Origin of the sequence: Streptomyces sp. PR69 (assembly GCF_026420845.1) — a bacterium.
In the GTDB taxonomy this organism is placed as follows: domain Bacteria; phylum Actinomycetota; class Actinomycetes; order Streptomycetales; family Streptomycetaceae; genus Streptomyces.
This window is the reverse complement of the sequence record NZ_JAOWCB010000043.1, coordinates 18,007-39,865: the sequence shown is the minus strand read 5'-3', so window position 1 is coordinate 39,865 and position 21,859 is coordinate 18,007. Positions and strand designations below refer to the sequence as shown.

At 69.2% G+C, this 21,859-nt stretch carries 14 protein-coding genes and 3 pseudogenes; 16 read left to right on the top strand and 1 reads right to left on the bottom strand.

What is annotated here, in order from left to right; all coding sequences use genetic code 11:
* The 12 genes and pseudogenes from OF819_RS26550 to OF819_RS26495 all read left to right on the top strand — a co-directional run.
* The coding region (locus OF819_RS26550) for a Mu transposase C-terminal domain-containing protein (protein WP_267246179.1) at positions 1-1,264 on the top strand (1,264 nt) is incomplete at its 5' end.
* Positions 1,265-1,503: 239 nt separating this feature from the next.
* Positions 1,504-2,322, top strand: a complete 819-nt coding sequence (locus OF819_RS26545; protein WP_267246178.1) for an ATP-binding protein — start codon at positions 1,504-1,506, stop codon at positions 2,320-2,322.
* Positions 2,319-3,119: an ATP-binding protein gene (locus OF819_RS26540; RefSeq protein WP_267246177.1), complete on the top strand. Its 801-nt coding sequence runs from the start codon at positions 2,319-2,321 to the stop codon at positions 3,117-3,119. Before OF819_RS26545 ends, OF819_RS26540 begins: the two co-directional genes overlap by 4 nt.
* Before the next feature lie 128 nt (positions 3,120-3,247).
* A complete protein-coding gene (locus OF819_RS26535; protein ID WP_267246176.1) occupies positions 3,248-4,246 on the top strand; it encodes a hypothetical protein in 999 nt (332 codons plus the stop codon).
* A 7-nt stretch (positions 4,247-4,253) separates the two neighbouring features.
* Positions 4,254-4,829 (top strand): telomere-protecting terminal protein Tpg, encoded by a 576-nt coding sequence (gene tpg / locus OF819_RS26530; RefSeq protein ID WP_267246175.1) that lies wholly within the window; start codon positions 4,254-4,256, stop codon positions 4,827-4,829.
* Positions 4,830-5,393: 564 nt separating this feature from the next.
* Positions 5,394-6,011, top strand: coding sequence for a helix-turn-helix domain-containing protein (locus OF819_RS26525; RefSeq protein ID WP_267246174.1), 618 nt, complete (start codon positions 5,394-5,396; stop codon positions 6,009-6,011).
* Positions 6,011-8,143, top strand: coding sequence for a hypothetical protein (locus tag OF819_RS26520; protein WP_267246173.1), 2,133 nt, complete (start codon positions 6,011-6,013; stop codon positions 8,141-8,143). The genes OF819_RS26525 and OF819_RS26520 overlap by 1 nt, the downstream gene beginning before the upstream one ends.
* A complete protein-coding gene (locus OF819_RS26515; protein ID WP_267246172.1) occupies positions 8,143-8,853 on the top strand; it encodes a helix-turn-helix domain containing protein in 711 nt (236 codons plus the stop codon). The genes OF819_RS26520 and OF819_RS26515 overlap by 1 nt, the downstream gene beginning before the upstream one ends.
* A 1,585-nt stretch (positions 8,854-10,438) precedes the next feature.
* Positions 10,439-10,702, top strand: coding sequence for a helix-turn-helix transcriptional regulator (locus tag OF819_RS26510; protein WP_267246171.1), 264 nt, complete (start codon positions 10,439-10,441; stop codon positions 10,700-10,702).
* 159 nt (positions 10,703-10,861) lie between these two features.
* The gene (locus tag OF819_RS26505) at positions 10,862-11,707 is read left to right on the top strand and encodes a DUF6083 domain-containing protein (protein ID WP_267246170.1); all 846 of its coding nucleotides are present in this window, start codon (positions 10,862-10,864) and stop codon (positions 11,705-11,707) included.
* A 155-nt stretch (positions 11,708-11,862) separates the two neighbouring features.
* Positions 11,863-13,364, top strand: a pseudogene (locus tag OF819_RS26500) (UvrD-helicase domain-containing protein).
* Positions 13,328-13,474 (top strand): annotated as a pseudogene (locus OF819_RS26495) (pentapeptide repeat-containing protein); the annotation flags it as partial. The pseudogenes OF819_RS26500 and OF819_RS26495, both read left to right, overlap by 37 nt.
* On the opposite strand, the pseudogene OF819_RS26490 reads toward OF819_RS26495, so the two are convergent.
* Positions 13,436-13,612, bottom strand: a pseudogene (locus tag OF819_RS26490) (cytochrome P450); the annotation flags it as partial. The pseudogenes OF819_RS26495 and OF819_RS26490 overlap by 39 nt on opposite strands.
* A gap of 222 nt (positions 13,613-13,834) precedes the next feature.
* Between OF819_RS26490 and OF819_RS26485 the strand changes: the two are divergent.
* The 4 genes from OF819_RS26485 to OF819_RS26470 are packed head-to-tail and all read left to right on the top strand — an operon-like array spanning position 13,835 to position 21,638.
* On the top strand, positions 13,835-15,253 hold the full coding sequence (locus OF819_RS26485) for a hypothetical protein (protein WP_267246169.1): 1,419 nt from the start codon (positions 13,835-13,837) through the stop codon (positions 15,251-15,253).
* A complete protein-coding gene (locus OF819_RS26480; RefSeq protein WP_267246168.1) occupies positions 15,250-16,050 on the top strand; it encodes a hypothetical protein in 801 nt (266 codons plus the stop codon). The genes OF819_RS26485 and OF819_RS26480 overlap by 4 nt, the downstream gene beginning before the upstream one ends.
* Before the next feature lie 9 nt (positions 16,051-16,059).
* Positions 16,060-20,568, top strand: coding sequence for a hypothetical protein (locus tag OF819_RS26475; protein WP_267246167.1), 4,509 nt, complete (start codon positions 16,060-16,062; stop codon positions 20,566-20,568).
* 41 nt (positions 20,569-20,609) lie between these two features.
* Complete coding sequence (locus OF819_RS26470; protein ID WP_267246166.1) at positions 20,610-21,638, top strand: Wadjet anti-phage system protein JetD domain-containing protein; 1,029 nt, start codon at positions 20,610-20,612, stop codon at positions 21,636-21,638.
* The last annotated feature ends 221 nt before the right edge of the window (positions 21,639-21,859 follow it).

Sequence of the window (21,859 nt, the reverse complement as noted above, 5' to 3'; positions counted from 1 at the left end):
CGACGAGGGGGACGTGCCGAGCCTGTCCACGCTGCACCGCGCCATCAGATCCGACCTCACGCCGGGCGACCTGGCAGGACTGCGTGAAGGCATCCCCGCCTCCCGCGCGCACGACCCTCACCTGCGCCGCCCGCCCACCTGCCGCAACGAGGAATGGGAAGGCGACCACAAGCAGGTACCGGTCCTGGTCTGGGCCGAGGGACGGCTGGTCAAACCGTGGGTCACCTGGTTCTGTGACTGTCACACCGGCATGATCATGGGCTGGGCCGTCACCCCCCACTACCCGCACCGCGCATCCATCCTGGCTGCCCTGCGCGCCTGCATCCTCACCGATGAGGTCCACGGCCCGGCCGGCGGGCTGCCCCGGCGTATCCGCATCGACCGAGGCAAAGACTTCCTCTCCCGGGCAGTGCACCAGGCCATGGGTCTCTTCAGTGTCCAGGTCGATGTCCTGCCGCCCTACACCCCCCACCTCAAAGGCGGCATCGAGAACCTCAACCGGGCAGCGACCAGCATGTTCTTCTCCACCCTGCCCCGCTACACCAAGGCTCAGAAGCTCGACACCAGACGACGGGCGGGTGACAAGGACCCCGCGCTCACCTTTGAAGCTTTCGTCGAGCTGTTCACCCAGTGGGTCCGCACCCGAAACACCCACCACCCCATGCAGAGCAAAGGCGGTCTCACCCCCATCCAGGCGTGGCTCGAGGACGGCACCCCGCTGCGCGAGCCCCCGCTCAAGGACCTCAACGTCTTCCTGCTGGAAGAAGAACGCTCCACCCGCATCATTCACGGCCACGGCATCCGCTGGAACAACCGCGACTACGTTGCCGCCTGGATGACCGGCCGGACCGGCATCCCAGCCCGTATCCGCTACCAGCCCCACCATCTGCGCACCATCGAGGTCTTCGACGCCCACACCGACCGCTACCTGGGCACCGCGCACCTGGCCGACGAAGCCAGCGAAGAAGAGATCCGCGCCGTCCACGAGGCCCGCGACGAACGGGTAAGCCGTCTGCGCCGCGATCTCGCGGAGGCCAAACGCCGCAACCGGCGCCGTTTCCAGCCCGTCACCCAGGCCGAACCGGCACGCCCCGCCGGGAACATGACCCGCGCCCAGGCCGCCGCCGAACTCGCCTCCACACAGCGTCCGCGCGCCGCCGACAGCGACGTACCCGCCGGATACATGCCCCGCCGTGTCACCCCCAGCACCCGCTGGGCCATCCCGCAACCCGCCGACACCCAGGAGAACCCTGCCACCCCATGACCCCGCCACCCCACGGCCCAGCCCGCCCCCTCCACCACCACGGGCAGGGCCGCACATACACCGCCCACTCCACACCCACCCACGCCGGAACCCGCACCACGATCGCATCCGCCCCCGACACCAAGCGGGCCGAGATCCACCATCCGGCAACCGGCCGGCACACCGGCACCACCCTCCAGCCGCCCGACCACATTGCGCCGGCCCCCGGCCGGCCCGCATCCCCGCAAGGAGCAACAGCCATGACCGACACCACTACCGACATGCGCGCAGCCGACGCCGCCGGCGCAGCCCCCGACTTCTACCTCGACCTGCCCGACGCCCGCATCGTGGCCACCGAAGCCCTCCTGGAGGCCAGCGAGAACATCGCCGACACCATCGACGCCCGCGCCATGTCCTGCATCTACGGCGACGCCGGACTCGGCAAGACCTTCTCTGTACGGGCCGCACTCAAGGAAGTCGCCCCCGACCTCGTCCTGCTCCTCCAGTTCCGCTCCCGCCCCACCCCACGAGACATCCGCATGGAGCTCTTCGACGTCCTGCACCTGGAAGGCAAGCCGCCCGCGCACCCCAGCGAGTTCGACCGCCTCCTCAAGCAGGCCCTCGCCCGCCGCCCCTACATCCTCGTCTGCGACGAAGCCCAGCAGTTCAGCCGCGAATGCTTCGAATACGTCCGCCACCTGTACGACACCGGCAAGGGCAAGAGCCGGCCCGCCGTCCTCTTCGTCGGCGGCGAAGAGTGCTACAAGACCCTGTACAACGAGCCCGCTCTCGCTTCCCGGATTTACATCTGGCAGGAGTTCACGCCCATGGAGCCCGCGGAGATCGCCAAGAACATCCCCCTGTTCCACCCCATCTGGGCCAACGCCTCCCCTGAACTGATCGACTTCATCGACCAGGAAGCCGGCGGCGGCACCTTCCGCATGTGGTCCAAGATCACCCATCACGTACTGGAAGGCATGAAGCGCCGAGGCCTGAGCGAAGTCGACGAGACCCTCGCCCGCTGGGCCATCCGCCGCTCCCGCCCCGCCCGCCCCGTCCGCCGCGACGACGACCGATGAACGCCGCCCCCGCACCGTCCCGACGCACTACTCGCACCGCCGCCATTACCACCGCGCACGGAACGATCCGCTTCCCCCGGCACCATCTCAACCTCACCGGCGCCCGCACCGTCCATACTCCGCAGGTCACCGCCACCGCCACCGCCCTGAGAACCACCGTCACCGAGCAGGGCCTGATGTGCCTGACCGCCCCCGCAGGCGCAGGCAAGACCTTCACCCTGCACACCGTGCTCGACCAGCACCCCGCCTGGCACGCCATCCGTCTCCTGCCACAGCCCCAAGCCCGCCCCGACGACCTGCGCCACAGCCTCCACCACGCCCTGGACCTGTCCGGCCCATGCCCCAAAGACGCCGGCACCAGCGACGACCTCATCCGCCACGCCCTGCACCACCCGCCCCGGCTCCTGGCCGTCGACGAAGCCCACCAGCTCTCGCCCTCCTGCCAGGAATACCTCCGCCACCTCTACGACGACCCCTACACCCGCATCGCCATGGTGCTAAGCGCCGGCAGCCACCGCCTACAGGCCCTGCGCACCACCCCCATGCTCGCCGCACGCGTGACCTGCTGGCACGAACTCGGCCCCCTCGCCCCGGCCCAGATCACCACCGTTCTGCCCGCCTTCCACCCCCACTGGAAAGCCACCAGCACCGACCTGCTCGCACACCTCGACCGCATATGGGCCCACGGCAACTTCCGCCGCTGGGCCACCCTCACCCACCGCGCCACCCACCGCCCCGCCCCCACCAGCCCCCACGCGCTCCTGCGCCACCTCACCCCCCGCCCGGAAACACCATGAACCCCCACCCCACTCCACCACGCCCCGCCCGCCACCCCAGCGAATGGAGCCCAACCTGGCCACCGGGCCACAACCACACCCCACCCCGCGTCACCCTCGTCTCCGCCCCACGAGACGAACAGAACTTCATGCGCCTGGCATTCGGCGCCCACCAGCCCCCCACCGGACGCATCACCGTCCACCCCACCCCGCTGGTGAAAACCGGCCCCTACCTGGCCCACGACATCACCCGCGCCCTCGGCAAACACCTACCCCTGCCCGACGAAGACCGGGACCTACCCACCTGGGCCTCCCACACCGACCGCAGTTGGCGCATCGCCGCAGCATGGATCACCACCCTGGGCATCAGCCACCTGACCATCTGCCGCGCCCACCGGCTCAGCCCCAGCCACTGGGAACACCTGCTCGCACTCGCAACCCTCACCAACATCCGCCTCACCCTGCTGTGCAACGGACCTGTCCCACCCAAAAACCTCAGCCTGCTCGACACCACCGAGCACAAAGTCATCGACACCCCACGCCAAGCAGCCGCCCACTGGCGCCCCTCAACGCCGCGGCAGCGACCCGACCACTACCCCTGGTGGCAGCACCGCGCCCCCTTCCCCCCACAAGCCGACGAACTGCAATTCCGCATGCCACCCCAGCCCTCACAGCCCCTCACCCCCGCCTTCCACCCTTCACCCCTACCGCCCGGGCCCACCCCGCCCCTGCCCACACCCGGACCACACCACGACCCCCTCCACCCCCACCACACCGTCATCGCCGACCGCATCCACACCCGCATCGCCCACCCCGTACACGCCGCCTGCACCGCCCTGACCGTCCTGACCGGATACAACAGCCACCAGATCAAAGCCCTGCACACCCAGTCGGGCAGCGGCCTGCCCCCACTGCCGGCCTGGGCCAGAATCCTCATCGACGCCGCCTGCCACCTTGCAGACCTGCGCGGCCATCCAGACGCCCCCAACCCGCTGTCCGTCCCCTCGTGGGAACACACAGAAATCGACCAGGCCCTCCACGCCTGCCGTCTCCTGCCGACCCCGCCGCACCGCGCGTACCGCCCGCCCTTCCACCCCGCCTCGCGGACGAAGACGATCCGCCAGCTACGCGGCCTGCCCACCACCTGAAGGAACCATGCTCGACCAACTCAGCACCGCCTCCATCGCCGAAGCACTCGACATCGCCGACGCCCACCACTGGACCCGCCAGCCCCCGCGCTCCGACCGCGCCCGCCTGCGCTTTCTCGCCTCCAAAGAAAAAGACCCCGCCGCTCTTTCCCGCCGCCTGGGCATCCCCCCTCAAAAACTGCGGCGACTTCTCGCAGGCCAACCCGGCGCAGCGAACCAGGAACTGAGCCGAGCGATCCTCAAAGAAGTGGTCCGACTGTGGCAACCTCGCATCCGGCACCGCGCCCACCGGACCGTCAGCCAGCAGCAGCACAGCATGCACGTGCACTTCTGCGGCTGGTTCGGCTTCAACGCCTCAGCGGGATCCTCCGACGACGGCCGCCTGCGCCGGCTGTCCGAAAACCTGCACCACCCCTACCCGGCGCGTCTGCTCGAAGCCCGACACCACAACGCCAGCGAAGACGATCTGCGCACGATCGTCGCCGACGGCATCGGCGAGTCCTACTTCGGAGTCTCACCGGGCCGCAGCGGCCTGCACGCGGTGCGACTCGCCGATATCGACTACATCGAGTTCTCCTACTAGCACACTCATATGTGACACATCGATAAACTCGTCGCATCCACCTCCACTGCATAACCGACCGGAAAAAGTCGTGGCCCCTGTGCCTCGCCGATACGGACCGCTCGGGGTGTCGCATCGGGCGGCCATGGGTGGCCGCCGAACATGAAGTTCTGCCAAGACCAGGCTGCAATGAGCATCGCCCGGGGACCGCGGCCCCACCGTGTGCTACCGGCGCGTAGTTGCCCTGCGCAACCCCGCCCCAGGTCGCGGGGGAGGGGCACTGCAGTGTGACTTCCGCTCTCATCGCCGCCAGCAGGGCGGGATTCTCCGGAGCAGTGGGCTGATGTGTTGCTTGAGAGGATTGCGGCGGTCGGAGATCTCGCCGGCCTCTCGCACTCCGTCTGGCGTGCTGCAGTGCGGGGGTACTGCCGACCAGCGGCATCGAACCCGGTCCAGCGGTGAACGTGCAGGCAAGCACTGCCAAGACAGAGCCGGACATGTGTCTTTGACGCGCTTGAGCGCACTCGGTAATGTTGATGTCGAATCAGATATCTAAGTTTACTTGAAGGTGGGGGCGGAGGCGTGATGCTGCTGACGACGGGGCAGGCGGCCGCTGAACTCGGCATGGCCATCACCACCTTCCGCCGCCTGGTGCACGCTCACCTGATCCCGGGGCTGACCAACAGGGGAGTGCGGGTGATGGTCCCCCTGGAAGCCGTCCAGGTCCTGAGCTCACGCTACGCGGCTCCGCTGCATTCCCTTGAAGCATCGGAGATCGGCGTACTGCGCGTGGAAGCGGACCGGCGCGCACGCGAGGGGAATGTCGGGAACACCGGGCGGACCGGGTTCTCCGCCACCTTGCAGGCTGGGGAGATCCAGGAGGCCATGCGCGGCTGGTGGCGTTGCGACGCTCCCAGCGTCGCGGCAGGCGGTGTCCTGCCGGTCACCGTCTCCGGTTACGTGGTTGCCGTTCTGACCGGTCTGGAGCGATGGGAGAGCAACGGGCGGGGCCGGCATGCCTTCCCCGACGCTGTCCTCGCCGGGTATGTCACCGATCTCGTCCAGCCGGTCATCCACCTCACCGCACCTTCGGCCGCAGACCGCTCAACCGCCGAACTCCTCCTGGGCTCCCGCCTGCCCTCCCATTCCGGCGGCCCGATCGCCTACGTCTCAACCCGCAACGCCGACTGTGAGGGACTGTGATGGACGCAAAGGCTTACAACGCCGCCCTTGCCGACCTGCGTAAGGACCGCGACGCGATCAAGCAGGTGAAGGCGGCTCTGGCCAAGCTCGAGGTGGCACGGGACAAGAAGATCCGTGCGCTGGCCGCCCACGACAAGGCCAACGCGGAGCGCATTGCTCCCGCGGCCGGCTTGAGCCTGGCCGACATCGTCCAGATCGCCCCCTCCCTCGCACCCGAGAACCTCGTTGCCGACACACAGACACCGCAGCCCGCCCACACGCCCAGCAGCACACCTGTCGCCGGCCAGAGCACTGCACTGCCGGACAGCCACGCGACCCCTGCCGTTGCAGCACAACAGCCCGGACCGCCCGAGACGACCGCGGCCGCCCCCACCGTGAGTGCCCCTGTCGCTCACCCAGCTCCCGCTGGTGTCGAACCCGCCGCTGCAGCCGCGCCGGTCACCGCCGCAGCCCCCTCGCGAGAGCTGCCGTCGATCCCTGAAGGTGCCAAGGGGGACCGGTGGTTCACCCACACCCCGAACCTCGCATCCACCCACCCGAACTTCACCCAGCAGGCCCGCTCGACCGTCTTCCTCGACACCACCACCGGGACCCTGGTCCACCGCGACCAGACCCTGAGCCTGAACCTCCCCGACACCTCCGCCGCCACGATCCTCCAGGCCGTCTTCCACGCCGTCCCCGAAGGCACCGAACGGATCTTCATCATCGCCGGGGACCCCTGGCACCACCAGGCCGACCAGCACCCCTTCCTCAAGGACGCCGTCGCAGCCTGGCTGAACGCCCCCATCCCAGGGTGGCGCACCGACACCGGCCGCGGCAAAGACAAGATGGCCGGCCACTTCGTCCACCCCCGTAACCCCGTCGGCCGCTACCAGAGCGACAACGGCCAGCACCACGTCGAGATCCGATCGGTGGGGGAGTGGTTCGACCCCGAAGGCGCCGCCCCCACCGTCGTCCGCGACGCATTCGTCCTTCTCTGGAAGACCCTGCGCGCCCACTGGAACGACGCCGTACTGATGGGCTCCCCGTCCCAGACCGGCCGCGACCTGTGGACCCGCACCATCCCCACCCGAGGCCAGCACGCCGACGGCTACCCCGTCCTGTCCGAGGAACTTCGCGGACTGCTCCACGCCACCGCCGGACAGGGCCGCACCGAACTCATCACCCCGCCCGCCGTACCCGACCAGCTGCCCGCGCTCGTCGAATACGACCGCACCTTCGCCTACGCCAAGCACACCTGGAAATCCCCCGTCGGCACCCCCCGCCGCATCACCGCCGCCACCTTCGCCTCCTTGAGCGAGAAGGACCAGATCAAGGCCCTCTACGGCTGCGGCCACTGGCAGGTGCGCGTCACCGTCCCCGACACCTGGAACCACGTCGGCATCCTCCCCGCCCCCGCCCCCGGCGACCGCGCCTGGCACTACCCCGCCCAGCCCGGCACCACCTTCACCACCTGGGCCGGCGGACCCGAGATCCACACCGCCCTGGCCAACCCGATCCAGCCCTGGCGTATCGAAATCCTCGACGGCCTCCTCTTCGACGACGGCAAACCCCTCGACGACTGGGCGAAGAAACTCAAAGAAGCCTGGGCCACCCTCGCCGCCCAATCCGACTTGCATGGTGACCCCGCCCAGCGCCAGGCCGCCCGCCTCGCCTCCCGCGCCGTCCGCAGCCTTCTCCTCTACGGCATCGGCTCCTTCGCCCAGCGCCCCCGCATGGTCACCGGCACCACCCCCCGCACCATGGAACGCGACGTCCCCGCCGACGCCGAAATCATCGGCTTCACCGACGAGCAGATCACCTGGCAGCGCCCCACCGGCTTCACCCGCGACCCCAACGCCCACCCCGAATGGGCTGCCGCGATCTGGTCAGGAGCCCGCGCCGCCCTGCTCTCCCAGCGCCACCGCGAGGACAACATCCACGCCGGAGCCCTCCACGCCCCGCCCGGGAGTGTCGTCGCCTTCCGCACCGACGCCGTCTACCTCACCACGCCGCAGCCCTGGCCCTACCGTGGTCAGCCCGGCGACTACCTTCGCAAAGGTCACCTCGCCGGCCCCGTCACTGCCCCGACCACCGAAGAAGAACTCCTCACACTGCGCGACGCCGGCCGCATCGCCCTCAAGGAGGCGTGATGCCACCCCGCACACCAGCCGGAGCCCCGCAACGCAGCGAAGCCGCTCGCCTCGCCGACCAGCTCCAGGCCGCCGGGTTCACCAAACGCGACATCGCCCGCATCATCGACCGCGACCCCTCCCTCGTCTCCCAGTTCTACACACGCCACAAAGGCGCCGCCTTCGTCCCCGCCCTCACCCACGTCCTCGCCGCCGTCCAGAGCGCAGGCGTCACCGACGCCACCGAACTCGCCGCCATCGCCGCCCCCCACATCACCCGCCGCACCACTAGTTCCGGCACCCGCGCCCGCGTGCGCACCAAAGCCGTCCTCATCACCCCCACCGGCACCGGCACCGGCCGCGCCGGCGCCCAAGCCATTGCCTCCGGCGCCGCACGCCTGCGCCCCCTGATCGCAGAAGCCGCCCGACAAGGCCTGCGCCTTGCCTTCACCGTCCGCCTCGCCAAGACCGGCTATGTCCACCCTTCCGGCAGCCGCACCGACTCACCCGGCATCCGCCGCGACGTCGTCCAACGCGCCGACCACACCGAGGAACGCTCCTACGGCTCCGCCCAGACCGGCGGCTTCGACGCCCGGGAATTCGCCAGCCGCACCGACCACGCCGGGGGAGACGTCACTGCCGCCGTGCACCAATGGCTCGTGGAGACGGGCCGCATCCACCCCACCGCGCACATCGTCCACCTCGAGGTACGCACCTGGCGATCGCGGTAGTGCTGCCGGCGGACAGTGTCGCGACGCGTCGCCGGCCGTCCTGGCCGAAGAGGCCCGTCGCCATGCCTGGACGGCTGAGCCACGCGGGGCACAGACAACTCGACGGACATAGTCGTTTCGCAGCGGGTGTCCCGGTTCGGCGGCACAGCCCAATGGACTGGCCTGCGTGCCAAGGGCGGCGAGGCCTCAACGCCTGGGAGCGGAGCTGTTGCATCTGCGCTCAGGACGCTGGCCTGGGAGTCCGGGCGGATCCGGCTGCCCGACTCGGGGGTGTGTGGCCCGGCGCGAGCATGGATGGGGGCTCATCTGACGTCGGTGTCCGTCGTGCTGGCCGATCGGGCGCCACTCGGCGACTCGCGTACGTCGCCGGCGGCCCTGGGGGTATTGAGGCCTCGCGCTGACGCGTGGGGAGGCGATGTGCTCCACACCAGGTCCACGGCATCAGGGGCGAGCTCCCAGAACGTGACGGCGCGCTGGCTGGCGAGCAGCGGGAGCGTGCCGATCAGTCCGTCATGTGACAGGCCGCAGCGGCGGGCGAGTTGGTCGGCTTCTGCTCGTCCGGCCGTCTCGCCGGGGGGAGTGTGTGCGGCGATTGCCAAGGCGAGAAGGCGTGGGGCCGGGGCGAGTCGAGCGACCAGACCGCTTTGGATCACCCGCAGGGCCCAGTCGGCTGCCTGGCGGCGGCGTCGCGAGCCGAGGCTTCCGGCAAGAGGGTCGGTGAGCCGGCCGGCGATGGTGTCGCCGTGTCCTGGGTACGGGCGGATCCAGCCGCTGTCGGTGAGCTCTTGCCGGGCGGTTTCGGGCTGGGGGAGTCTCATGCCCCGGACCAGCCCACAGGGGAGCTGCAGATGGCCGTCCGGGTCTGCCCGCAAGACGCATTGCAGAGCGAGGATCCGCCCCCGCGGACTTACACTTTGGGGAAGTGACGCGGCGAGATAGCTGAGCATGTCACGCACCAGGTCCTGCTCCACACCCTCTTTGCGGGCCGAGCCTCGCCCTGGGCGTGGGGTGGGGCGCAGGGTGGCCGTGAGTGTGGTGTCGGGGACGATGCTGGCGTCTTTCATGGCGTGGGCGCAGGCGGTGCAGGTGTCGGCGAGTCGCCAGAGTCGGCCGCCGTGTTCCCGGGAGAGGACGAGAAGGAGCGGGCCGTCGCAGCCGCGGTGGCGCGAATGCCAGCGACAGCCCCGTTCATGGCACTGGCATGTCCGCAGGTGCTGGGGGAGGAGCGAGCAGCGGGCGTGTCGGGCCAGGTGGGCGAGGGCTGCCGACCGTGCGCTGCGGCCGTGGAGGGTTTCGGGAGCGAGGGCGCATTGAGTACAGACGAGGAGCGGCCCCTGTGGCTGGGACCGTAGTTCGACGGTCCACGTGCGGGGCGCCGGCGGGCGTGTAGTGCACAGCCTCATCTGCCGCTGGTCTCTTTCTGCTCGGCCCCGTGGCCTGGCGTCCCAGGGAAGCAGCCGCGGGGAGTGGCACGACGGCGGCACCGTAGTGCAGACCTCTGCCCTCCCGCTCGGAATCGCCATCTACGCAAATAGGGCAGAGGTCTGCACTGACAGGGCAGGGGTCTGCACCGTGCGATGGACGGGTGACGATCTTGCCGCCCGACCCCGACCTCGACGCGCTGCGCCAGGAACTCGCGCGCCTGCGAGGCGACCGCGGCTGGAGCTACGACGAACTCGCCACCCGAACCGGCCTGTCCAGACGCACCCTCATTGAGATCGAGCAAGGCCGCACCATCGGATCCCTCGCCACCTGGCACGCCCTCGGCCACGCCTTCGACGTCCCCCTCGGTGGCCTGTTCGCCACCCTGTGCACCGGCCACGAACCCCCCGGCAAGAGTCCTGCATAGCCCCCGACCGACAGCCTCCCGAGGATCACCCGAATCGGTCACCGGGCGGGAACTGGCGACCGAACCCCCGAACGCCCATGCCCACTTGTTGGGCCGGCCGGGGGAAGACGGCAGCGTGGACACCCTGAACGTGGCGCGCCGAGTGGAACCTTCACGCCCATGCACTCCACCCACCGCCCCACGCCACGCCACTGGGACGGCAGCCCCGTCGTCTCGCACCGCGGCCGCGTCCTGACCATCGCCGCCAACTGCCCCAGCCGCCTGCTGCGCATCGCCCAACGCGGAGCGTGCCGAGACTGCGGCAACCGAATCGACTGGCACACCACCACCGACAAGCAGCCTGTCGCACTCCATCCCATGGAGCTCCCTGCCAGGGCCGTCCCGGAGCCGCTTCGCTGGCATGTAGCCTCCGGCATCGCGCACTCCGCCGACGACGCCAGCGGATGGTGCCGCACCGCCCACACCATCCTGTGCCCGGCACGCGCCGCACCCCAGCCGCCGTCACCTGCCCTCGACCACCTCCGTCGACGCCTCGCCCTCCACACCCGGCGACTCCTCGACACCGGAGCCTTCACCCCCCGAACGCCGCCCACAGCACCCGGTGCGTGTCGGCCAGAGCGCCCGGTCGTCCAGCTCCTGTACGGCCGATACCTCGCAGCCCACCCCATCGACGACATCCAGTGCGTCGCCCAGACCCGCCGCCGCACCCGATGCCACCAGCCGGTCCTCGACCCCGCTGCACCCGGACACTGGATCCTCACCCCCGCGGTGCTCCGTCGGCACCGCCAACTGGCCCTGCCTGCCGTCGATATCGCTGTCTACGACCTCGGCGGCCTTCCATACGCCGAGCAGCTGCGCTGGCGCACACAACGCTGTCCCATCCACGCCATCACGACCGGGGCAGCCGACCTGGCCCTCGCCGAATGGGAACCTTTCGACCCGATCAAGCACCACGCCCATCTCGCCACCCGCCTACCACGGGCCGTTCGCCGTACCTCGGGCTGAACCCACAAGCCCCCTCATCGCCGGCATCCCCGGTTCATGGCGCCGGGCGACAGATCGGCCGCGGCACTCAGCCGCTTTCCCGGCCCGCCGAGCCCGCGACGCAGCCGTCCGTGCCAACCATCCCCCCTCTGTCCCCGCCAACCCGGAGCCGCGACGTGTTCACCCCGACCGACGAACAGGCCCACACAGCCGACCGCTTCCGCGCCGGTGACCACATCGCCCTCCAAGCGGGCGCCGGCACCGGAAAGACCTCCACCCTCGCATTCCTCGCCACCGCCACCAGACGCCGCGGCCGCTACCTCGCCTACAACCGGGCCATCGCCCACGACGCCGCCTCCCGGTTCCCGACCACCGTCACCTGTAAAACCGCCCACGCCCTCGCCTACGCAGCCCTCGGCCACCGCTACGCCCGCCGACTCGACGCACCCCGACGCCCCGCCTGGCGCTCCGGCCAGGACCTCGGCATCACCACACCCGTCCGCATCGGCGACCACGACATCTCGCCCACCACCGTGTCCAACACCGTCCTGCGCACCGTCACTCGCTTCTGCCACTCCGCAGACCCCAGCATCACCGCTAACCACGTTCCGCCCCTGCGTGGACTCGACCACCCCCAACTACGCGGCCATCTCGCCGAAACCGTCCTGCCCTACGCCCACAAAGCCTGGGCCGACCTGCAGCACCCCGACGACGGCGCAGTCCGGTTCGACCCCGACCACTTCCTCAAGATCTGGTCCCTCACCGACCCCAAGATCCCCACCGACTACCTCCTGCTCGACGAAGCCCAGGACACCAACCCCGTCGTCGAACACATCTTCAACAACCAGCGCGGCCACGCCCAACTCGTCATGGTCGGCGACTCCGCCCAGGCCATCTACCACTGGCGCGGCGCCAAAGACGTCATGGCCGGCTTCGACGGCACGAAGCTCGCCCTGTCCCGCTCGTTCCGCTTCGGCCCTCAACTGGCGTGCGAGGCCAATAGGTGGCTCGCGATCGCCGACGCCCCCATCCGCCTGACCGGAACCGACACCATGCCCACCGAACTCGGCCCCGTTCCCCAACCCGACGCTGTCCTGTGTCGCACCAACGTCGGCACCATGAAACACGTCATGAGCCACCTCGCCGCCGGCACGCCCGTCGCCCTCGTCGGCGGCGGCGACAGCCTCCGCACACTCGCCCTGGCAGCACGCGACCTCAAAGAAGGCCGACGCACCCACCACCCCGAACTCGTCCTCTTCCCCACCTGGGGCGCCGTCCAGGACTATGCCGCCCACGATCCCTCCGGACGAGACCTCCAACCCCTGGTCGACCTCGTCGACACCCACGGCCCCGAAGCCATCCTCACCGCCGTCAACCGCCTCACCCCAGAACCCCACGCCAAGGTCACCGTCTCCACCGCCCACAAAGCAAAGGGCCGTGAGTGGGCACGCGTGAGAATCGCCGACGACTTCACCCCGCCCAAGGACACCGACCGGCAAGACGCACACGGCCGCCCCATCCCGGCCCGATCGACGACAGCGAAGCCCGTCTCGCCTATGTCGCCGTCACACGCACCCGCACCCGTCTCGACATCGGGGGTCTTGCCTGGATCCAGGAACACCCCGACGGAAACCCACCGGGGATCTGCGCGGCGCCGACCTGCGCGACGCCGACCTGACAGGCGCCTTCTTCCTCACCCAGCCCCAGCTCAACGCCGCCCGCGGCAGTGCGGACATCCGGCTGCCGGAGTCAGTCACCCGCCCCGTGCACCGGGCGGCGCAGCTCTGACAGTGCCTCGTCGACGGCCGTCCCGGCAACCGCCCTGGCGGTCACCGTGCGCCGCTCCAGATGCAGCCGCAGGCCCTGCGGCATCAGGGTGAGCCGTTCGGTGACCCGCAGCCGGTAGTCCGGGTCGGGCCGCAGGTCAGGGTAGTCGTGACCAGGAGCGTTTCGTTGGGAACTCGGCCAGCTTGACCGTCGACTTTAGCCATCCGCGGCGCGTTGTCAGTGCTCCCCCTTACCGTTTAGAGGGTGGCTGAAGGACTTGCGAGCTTAGACACTGGATTCGCGCAGCGCATCAAAGCGCTCGCGTGCACTGCGCCCCTACACGACCTGGACGCCCGTAAGTCATCCGTTCAGTCGGCTGACTTGACTGCCTACCAGATGAGCGAGCTTGGGCTGCACGCGATCGATCTGGTGACTCTCGCGATGGATTTCGACGCCGGCGCTTCTCCGGAGCGGACCGTTGAAGATCTGTCCCGGTACGCCGCTGATCAGGCGCCGGACCGCTCTGCAGCTGAGCACGAGCACGCCGCTGGGTGGGTTCTTGAGAACCTGCTCAACGTGGGATCGGCTGATCGCGGCTTCCGCGCGGTCTACGGGATGACGGGTACCGACGGACGGTACGAGCGGCGTGATTTCGACTTCCGCCTTCTCGAGGAGGTTCCGGGAGCCGACGGCGGGATCTACCTGCGTGCTGCGAACGAGGCGGTCAATGTCCTGGTCGGTGCGCTGGAAGTTGACATCGAGTCGGCGCAGATCGCCGCGGATGTGCGGCTGGAGACGCTGATTCGGCGCGGTCGGCTCTCAGACGCGCAAGCTGCTGCGCAGGCCGCGCGGTACCGGACGATCCAGTACGGCGAGATGCTGCGTCAGCGGCTCGAGGCCACGAGCCGCGACGTGCGCACGGTGGACTGGCTGACCGCCATGCCGACGTTCATCGCGGAGGCGCTTGAGCACATCGAGGCCCGCTGCCGGGCGGAGAACGCCATCTTGGTGAACATCACAGAGGCGCGTGACACCGCCGATACCCCTGTGCGCAAGCAGCAGGCCGCTGCGCTCGTCGGCATCGTCCGCGATTGCCTGCGACGTCACGAGCAGCTCCAGGCAGCACTCCAGAACGCCGGTCGGCGCTTTCGAACTGAGCAGGACCGGCAGACGTTCGCACCGCAGCCCATGCGGGCGGACCTCGACCTCCACGCTCAGCTCCTGCAGCCGGCGCTCGCCTTGCCGGTGCGCGACGCCGACGGGGTGCTCGCCGCTTACTTCACGCGGGTGGTCGGATTGGCCGTGCGCCCGGCGTTGCGTCTGGCTGACCTCTTCACCCTGCTGGTGACTCCTCCAGCGGTCCGCGAGGCGCTGGGCAGCGAAATCGAGGAGCCGGAGTTGTCCGAGGCGGCAGAGGCGCCTCGCTTCCCGGAGGAGTGCTACGAGCACCTGGAGTGGCTGCTGGACCTCGACGTGGAGGCGCCGCGACGTCTGTCCGGGCTGCTGGAGGAAGCTCGCGAGCTGCATCCTGAGCTGCCGCTGCTCGTGGTGGTGAGGGTGCTCGCCCTCGCAGCGCAAGAGATCGGCCCGGCCCTCCGGCACGGCGCGCCTTCGGTGCTTCTCGCCGTGGACGACGGCACCGTGCTGAGTGATCCCGAGTTCGCTGGCGCCGATCTCATCGTTGCCCGAGCCGGATTGACCACTCCCGCCGAGGGCGACGGCGCAGGGCCTGAAGGGGCAGTCGTGGGAGCCCTCTCCAAAGACCTTGTGCCTGCCGGGCGGGAAAGGGGGGCTGCATGAGCACCGCCGACACCGCCGCCGAAGCCTCCCGCCTCGTCGGGTTCGGCCTACGGCCCAAACTCGTCCCCTCCCGCGACGACGAATACAGGCGGCTGGTGCGGCGCTTTCGGAGCGACGACGAGTTCGCCACCGTCACCGCCGCCGTCGCCCGAGGACTGGACCTGATCATCCTCGAGGTCACCGAGCGGACGGGCGTGGTCGTCGCTTCCACCGAGGAAAGCGTCTTCGCCATCCGGATGACCGACTACGCGCGTCGGACCGGCGGCGATGGGAAAGCACACGAGCGGGTGCTCCACGCACTGGCCCACCTGGGCGCCGCCACCCTCGCATTCCCCCGCCCGGCAGACCTCGCCGACGAAACCTACCTCGGCCGGATCACCGCACAGGGAGTCGAAGCATTCGTGCGCCAGGCCTCCACCGCTCTGGCCGAAACCGCCACGGCGGAAGGAGCGGACACCGACCCATCCAGCGACCGACCGGGACTGGAGGCGGTGTGGAGGGTCTATACGCGCCGCGCCCAAACCGGGGCGACCGGCGACGGACGCAAACTCCATACCTCGACGACCGGCATCGTCAGCAAGGCCCTTGCCTTCCTCGCCGATCAAGGCCTGCTGGTGCGCACCGGCGACGCGCGAGGCGGCACCTACCGAACGACGCCGCGCTACCGGGCACAAGTCCGGGAGGCCGGCGCAATCATGTTCGACGAGCTCCTGGCGCTCGGCATCACCGAGATCACTGACGGAACAGGCACGCTGACCGCCGTCGAATGGTCACCCGACGACATCGCCAAGCTGTAGGGGACGACTGTGTACGAACTCAACCGCGTCCGCATGTTCGGCGTCGGCCCGCGCGGCGCCCGTTTCACCGACGTCACCTTGAATCTCGCCGATGTGGGCGAGCCCATCGGCGGGGGGACGCTGTTCGACGCGCCTCCGCGCCGCCCCAGCCCCTACAGCCTCCTCCTTCTCGAAAACGGCGGCGGCAAGAGCGTCCTGCTCAAACTGCTCTTCTCGGTGATCCTGCCTGGAAAACGCAACACCCTCGGCGGAGCGTCCGACGTTCTGGAGAAGTTCGTCGTGGGGGAGGACGCGGGACACGTCGTACTGGAGTGGATGCACGTCAAAACCGGCGAACGCATCGTCACCGGAAAGACCTACCAGTGGCGACGCAAGCGCACCAGCGACGGCCGCAAGCTGGGCGAGGCATGGTGGTCGCTGCGCCCCAATCCCGCCGTCGAAGTGTCCACCCTCCCTTTCACCGCCGACGGCCGCCGCCTACGACTGGGCCACTTCCAGGAGGCGCTGGAAGAGATCGACCGCACCCACCCAGCCACCCAGCTGGCCTGGATCGGATCCCATCAAGGGGAGTGGCTCGACCATCTGCGCAGCCTGCGCATCGAACCCGAACTGTTCGCCATCCAGCGGCAGATGAACGCCGACGAAGGGGAAGCGGCCAGCGCGTTCAAATTCAAGAGCAGCAAGGAATTCGTCGACTGGCTCCTCACGATCGTCACGGACCCCGCCGACGCCGTCAGCGTGGCGGACAACTTCGACAGCTACGCCACCACCGTCGGCGATCGATCCGCGATGCTGATGGAGCGCGACTTCGCCGAAGGCGCCGTAGCGGCGCTGCACCCCGTCGGCGCGGCGCACACCAAGGCGATGCAGGCGAGCGCCGGGCTGCAGCGCACGGTGCAAGACATCCACGCGTTCAGTGCCCAAGTCGCAGCGCGCCATGACGCTGAACAGTCTGCCGCCAGACGGCTGACTGGCGAGCACGCCGCAGCAGTAACCGCAGCAAGCGCATCCGAAACCGACCGCGACCGGACGCGTGACGTCGTCAACGAAATCCGACGTCAAACGCTTGCCCTGGAACTCGCTGCCGCGGAGGAACAGCAAGACGCCGCGCAGCTTGCGCAAGCAGCGGTCGAGCTCGAGCTGTCTGGCTGGGCGGCGTCCGAGATGGTCGAAGCCCGTGACCAGTCGGTCGCTGACGCAACGGCGCTCGAGCGGCAGATCGCCGACGCCGAGGAGACCGCACGACCCGCTCTGGCCGCACGCGACGCGGCCGCGGCCCAGCTGCTGGCGAAACTCCACAACGAGGCAGCCAATGACCGGGCCCAGGCACGAAAGCTCAATCAGGAAGCTGAGGAGTGCAAAGAGGCCGCTGGGAAGGCGGACGAGCGGCGCACTGCCGCGCTGCGGGACGAAGAAAAGGCCCGCAGCGCACAGCAGGCAGCCCTGGCCAAAGTCGACGAAACGGCCCGCGCAGTAGCCCAGGCCATCTCCGACGGTCTCATGCCGGCCGGCTTAGACGTGCCCGCCGCAGCCCTGGAAGCACGCGCGAAAGCAGCCCTCCTCAAGGACGCACTCGCCGCCACAGAACGCAAGGCCGCAGAAGTCGCACGAGAATTAAAGGACGCTCAAATCCGCGCCCGCGAAGCCGCCGGGGCACTGCTGGACAAGGAGCGCGAACAGCAGCCGATAGCACAACAGTTGCACGAGCTGACCGCCCGCGCTTCTCGACTAGCCGCCGATGAAATGCTCGTCGCCGCCCTAGCCGTAGACCGTATCGACACGGAGACCCTCGACGCATCGGCAGAAGCACTCGCCGGCCAGCTCGCCGAAGACATCGCCGCACGTCAAGAACGGCTGGACGGCCTACGCTCTGTACAGAACGGCGACCACCGTGTTCTCACCGCGCTGGGCAACGGCGGCCTGCTGCCAGCCAGACCTGAGGTCGAGGCCGCCGTCCAGGTTCTGCAGGACTCAGGCGTCGCCGCCCACACAGGCTGGCAGTACCTGGCGCAAAATGCCTCCGCCAGCGAACGCATCACCCTCATCGCGACACATCCAGAACTCGCCGACGGAGTCGTGCTCGTCGACGCAACGCAGCTTCCCCAGGCCTGCACCGCCACCCAATCGGCAAACCTGCTGCCCGCAGCCGCGATCGCCGTCGGCACTGGTGCGCAGCTGCTCACCGCAACTGAGCCGACCTCAGCCCGCTTCGTGATCGAGACCAATCCGGCCATGTTCGACGAGGAAGCCGCCGAGGCGCGCAGGGCGGAGCTGCGCGAGGACATGAAACGCCGCGGCCAGGACATCGAGACACTCACCACAGCGCTGAACCGAACCCGCGACGTCGCCGCCGAACTCGCTGCCTGGCGCAAAGCCTGCCCATCCGGCCGTCTCACCGAGCTGACGGAGCAACTCCTGGCCGCAGACGCCGCCGTCGCCACAGCACAAGAACGGGCACAGGCAGCAACCACAGACATGGAAACCTGGGCAGAGCGCGAGGCCGTCTACCCCGCTCAACTCGCCCAACTGCGCACACAGGAGCGTGCCGCCGCAGACACCGCAGGCGCTCTCGACCGGCTCACGGCCAAGGTGGAGCGTTCTGCCGAAGCGCAGCGGCGAGCCGGCGAGGCTGAGCAGGCCATGGAAACAGTTCGCCGCACCGTGGGCGAGGCAACCATGGCCCGGGAACAGCAGCTGGCCAAGGCCGAAGACGCCGTGCGGGCGGCAGAAAACGCCCGAGACCGCGCCGAGCGCCACCTCGTCGCGGCATCCGAGGTCGTCACCGCCAGTGGCGCCATCGCTCAAACCGTCCCGAGCCAAAGTCTGCTGGCCCTCCAACAGGCCTACGCAGCCGCAGCCGACGTCTACCGCAGCCTCGAGGTCGGCCAGGATCTCCGGGCAGAGGCAGAACGGGCCATGACCGAAGCCGCCCGACGCCGCACCGACCTTGAACGACTCCCACCCGAGACGACCGCCGAGGCCGAACGACTGCTCACCACACCCGCCGGCGCCGACCGCGCCAGCCGGCAGGCCGAAATCGCCCGCGCGAAACGCGACAAACAGCGGCTGGCCGCCACCATCAACGCTGCCAACGAACGCATCGGACAACTCCGCAGCGACCTGCGCACCGCTAGCCCCGCCGACCGCGACCGCAACGTATGGATCGTCCTCCCCGAGACACGCCGCCCTGCCTCCGTCGAGCAGGGACGCCAGCTCATGGAAACCGCCCAGGCCGAGCAGCGTGCCGCTCAAGACGCCCTCGAAATCGCCACGCGGCATGCCGCAGACCTGCAACGCCACATGCAGCAGGCAAACGAAGCCGCCCGCAGCTTCCGTGAAGTGCTCCAGCCTGTGCAAGCGACCCTTGACGACACCTCCAGCCCCCAGGAGGGACGACCGACGACGGAACTGGGCCCCGACACCGTCGAGCCCTACCAGCAGTCAGCGGAGAGCGCCCGCGAGAAATCCGACCAGCTGCGACGCGAGCTGCGTGAAGCCCGCGCCGCCGCCAGCGACGCCACCCGCGCCCTCAGCGGCCTCGTCGACGGAGCAGTCCGCTTCGTCAGCGACGTCCGGTTCGAAAAGACAACGAACGTCGCCCGGCGGGCCATCATCAGCCTGGGACGAGAACAACTCGGTGCCCGCGCCACAGAATTCGCCGACCAGCTCGCGCAGCGACTCGCCACACTGAACACGGATCTGGACAACGCCGGCAAGCACCGCAAACTCATCGTCGAGCGACTGGCCGCGCTCACCGACGGCGCACTCAAGACCCTACGGACAGCAACACGCCTGTCCCGACTGCCCTCCGGACTCGGCGACTGGGAAGGCAAAGAGTTCCTCCGCATCCGCTTCACCGATCCCGACCCCAGCCTGCTCGCCGCCCGCATCGGCGAACTCGTCGACGACATCGCCGCCTCCACAGCCGCCCGCCAGATCGGACCCCGCGGCAGCGCCCCCAAACGGGACGGGATCGCACTCCTCCTGCGCTCCGCCGAAGCCGCCGTCCCCAAGGGCTTCACCGTCGAAGTACTGAAACCAGACTCCGTCCTGCGCGACGAGCGAGTCCCGGTCGAGCAGATGAACACGGTGTTCTCCGGAGGACAGGAACTCACCGCCGCGATCATCCTGTACTGCACCATGGCTGCGTTGCGAGCCAACGAACGAGGCCAGATGCGCAACCGCCACTCCGGCGTACTGTTCCTCGACAACCCGATCGGCAAGGCGAGCGCGTCCTATCTCCTCGACCTGCAACAGGGCGTGGCCTCAGCCCTGGGCGTCCAACTGGTATACACGACCGGCCTGTCCGACGACCGCGCCCTGGCAGCGTTCCCGCTGTGGATCCGGATGCGAAACGACGCCGATCTACGAGCGGGACTCAAGCACATCCGAGTCGCCGAGACTGTCCGCGCCCAAATGCCCCATCCCTTCGCAGACTTCGAAGCCGCGACCCCCGGCGCAGCACCGGGAACAGTCACCGCAGCCCGGGTCTACCGCCGGCCCACAGAAGCGCCATGAACCCCTCCACCTCAGCCAACGTCACACTGTCCCCCCGAGCCATGAGACTCGCCGCAGCACTGGAGGAATGGCCACGGCGAACCCTCACCCTCGCTGAGCTGTGGGAAGTCTTCGCCATCGCCGACGCGGCCTCTGCCATGCGCCCCAGCCGCCGTACAGACCTCGCTGAGGCCCTCGAAGCGCTCACCGCCGCAGGCCTGATCAGCTGCTCCCACACCAAGGACACCTCGGCGACCCCCGCCCTGCCGACCCGCCTCAAGCTGCCAGCCCCTCAACCCTCACCCACGGCAACAGCAGCCGCCCAAGCCATAGCGTGGCGCCCGGAACTCGCCTGGGCCGCATCCGCTCGGCTCACGCTGGGACAGATCGGCACCCTGCGCTCAATCAACGACTGGCTGCGAGACCGCGGCCGCGACGATGACGTCACACCACTGAGAGAACGATCTCTCGAAGTCCTCGGGCACGAGAAGCGCCTCGATGCCCTGCTCAACACCTCCCTGTTCGCACCAGGCCGACTCACGCTTGAACTCCTGCGCACCTTCCGCGCGCACCCGCCACTGTCGACCCGCAAGATCGGAGGCGGCCCAGTGCTTCTCGTAGTCGAGAACGCCGACACCTTCGACACCCTCACTCGCATGCTGACTGCCGATCCCGGAGACGTCGGACGGGTTGCATGGGGAGCAGGGGCAGCGTTCGAAGCGTCAGTCGCCTCGGTCCTCGACATGACCGACGTACGCGCGATCGCATACTTCGGCGATCTCGACGCCGATGGCTTGCGAATCCCAGCCAGCGCACATCGAAGGGCAGCCCAGGAAGGGCTCCCTCCCGTACGTCCGGCCGCAGGTTTGTACCGGCTGCTGCTCGAGATCGGTGTGCCGCAGCCAGGACAGACACCGGTGCCTCACGGAAAGGCCCTAGAACTCGCTGGCTGGCTCTCCGAACCGCTGGCAACGCGGGCCGCATCGCATCTCGCCGCCGGCTGCCGCCTCGCCCAAGAGGCGGTCGGCATGCGCGCCCTACAGGCACGCATCGAGGTGAGCGACTGGCAGGACGGGCTCGCATTCCCCTAGACGGTCGCCCGCCTCGGGGACGTCGAGATGGCGAGCGACGCCACCGGGGTGCGGTCGCCGAGTGAGGCCGCGGCTGCTGCACGGACGTCCCGGCGCCGTTGCGCAGACGGGCGAGCTCCGGCCGGACGAGACATGTGCATTCGCTCGGTGCGCACCACCGAGATACAGCCGTCTCAGGGACCACAGGTCCCCACGAGGCGGTGCTTCGAGCCCTTTGGCGG

Excerpts from the sequence above, each read along its gene's own strand:
- OF819_RS26545 (WP_267246178.1), top strand. The coding sequence starts at position 1,504 with ATGACCGACACCACTACCGACATGCGCGCAGCCGACGCCGCCGGCGCA.
- OF819_RS26540 (WP_267246177.1), top strand. The coding sequence starts at position 2,319 with ATGAACGCCGCCCCCGCACCGTCCCGACGCACTACTCGCACCGCCGCC.
- OF819_RS26535 (WP_267246176.1), top strand. The coding sequence starts at position 3,248 with ATGCGCCTGGCATTCGGCGCCCACCAGCCCCCCACCGGACGCATCACC.
- tpg (WP_267246175.1), top strand. The coding sequence starts at position 4,254 with ATGCTCGACCAACTCAGCACCGCCTCCATCGCCGAAGCACTCGACATC.
- OF819_RS26525 (WP_267246174.1), top strand. The coding sequence starts at position 5,394 with ATGCTGCTGACGACGGGGCAGGCGGCCGCTGAACTCGGCATGGCCATC.
- OF819_RS26520 (WP_267246173.1), top strand. The coding sequence starts at position 6,011 with ATGGACGCAAAGGCTTACAACGCCGCCCTTGCCGACCTGCGTAAGGAC.
- OF819_RS26515 (WP_267246172.1), top strand. The coding sequence starts at position 8,143 with ATGCCACCCCGCACACCAGCCGGAGCCCCGCAACGCAGCGAAGCCGCT.
- OF819_RS26505 (WP_267246170.1), top strand. The coding sequence starts at position 10,862 with ATGCACTCCACCCACCGCCCCACGCCACGCCACTGGGACGGCAGCCCC.
- OF819_RS26480 (WP_267246168.1), top strand. The coding sequence starts at position 15,250 with ATGAGCACCGCCGACACCGCCGCCGAAGCCTCCCGCCTCGTCGGGTTC.
- OF819_RS26470 (WP_267246166.1), top strand. The coding sequence starts at position 20,610 with ATGAGACTCGCCGCAGCACTGGAGGAATGGCCACGGCGAACCCTCACC.